This window comes from Vibrio sp. D173a, from assembly GCF_030248475.1.
The window spans coordinates 1-1,312 of the sequence record NZ_JAHGAH010000441.1 but is presented as its reverse complement, the minus strand read 5'-3'; the positions used below and the strand labels follow the sequence as shown (position 1 = coordinate 1,312).

The following is a 1,312-nucleotide window of genomic DNA, read 5'->3' as shown; positions in this document are numbered from 1 at the left end:
TTGGGGGCCACTTCTCATCGCTATGGATTTTAATTGGGTGGGCTATTGATCTTATATTGCTATCGTTTAAAGATGTGAAAAAACACATTAGGTGGTAAGCAGCCCCCATTGTTAGGTTAAATGCGGCATTATGGTTGACCATGTGATCATGTTTGCTTTTTTTTTGTAAAGAAGTTTCGATCGAAATAATTTCTTGGTAATCACCCAAATCAATTGCAACTGGTAATTCTTCAGGTAATTCTAAACTGTTTTCTTTAGCTGCGATGAGTTGTGGGGCTAGGGTGAAAAATAGTTTGCTTAAACGAGTGACTAAGAGTTTCTCTTCGTCTTCAGAGTAGCCTTTGAAAGGATTAGAGCTTTTAGAGTAACCACGATGTAGGTTTGACCATAGCTCAACAGGTAAACCACACCAAGCCAATGCAATGCGGAGTTGTGATAGGGAGCTCGAAGCCGTTCCTTCCTTAATGCCAACCTCTTCCCCGTGATTCATTTCCCATAATTTTTTTGATGGCTTGTACACTTTGATACGATGCCTAAGCTCACCATCATTTCCGGCGTACTTTAAGTACCCTTCTTTCGAGAAGGGGTTAATATTCATCGAGTCACAATAGACAATAAATGACCTAAGGCTCTCATAAGCTTTTGTTACTGAGAATGCAGATTTGCTATTCTCAACATATTTCTTAGCCTTTTGACAAAAACTTCTGATGAAATGCACTCTATTTTCAATTTTGCAGTTGTTTCTATCAGCTTTTAGGTGAAGCAAGTGAGAAATATCAAAGCCTGTAATCCCTCTTTGTTTGCGATCCCTATATGGAATAAAGAATTGCATTGAGATAACGTTGTTATTATTTCTCGTGCTCTTAATCGCTTTTGAGGTTCTAGCTAGCGGGCTTTTTGCCATGTTACCAGTCTCCATTTATCTTGTTGTTTTTGCTCATTGCGATTTTTAGCTGGTAATCAAGCTTGTTCATGAACTTAATGTATTTTTCAGTGGTTGATGTGCTTGCGTGCCCCATGAGTACGGCTAACTCATCCATAAGGTAGTCATAGCTAACATTTCGCTCTTTTGACTCCTCCCAAAGCCAGTGAGTAGCAAAGGTAGAACGTAAATCATGAATTCGGTAATACCAAGAAGAGTCCACTTCGCGAATCTGCTTTCTAAAGTTTGAAAAGTGCGTTTCTAATGTATTGGCTGAGTAAGGCTCGCCCTTGTTTGAGAGAAATAGGTATTCAATGGTATCCATTTCGCTACCTGCCTGAACAAGCTCATTGCGCTTGTTTAGGTTTTTAAGGGCTTTGTTGCGTAATT

At 39.4% G+C, this 1,312-nt stretch carries 1 protein-coding gene and 1 pseudogene; both read right to left on the bottom strand.

Translation table 11 applies throughout. From position 1 onward, the window contains the following. Window positions 1-904: pseudogene (locus KIV40_RS26585) on the bottom strand (hypothetical protein); the annotation flags it as partial. Window position 905: 1 nt separating this feature from the next. After that, the coding region (locus tag KIV40_RS26580; protein WP_285352179.1) for a tyrosine-type recombinase/integrase at window positions 906-1,312 on the bottom strand (407 nt) is incomplete at its 5' end.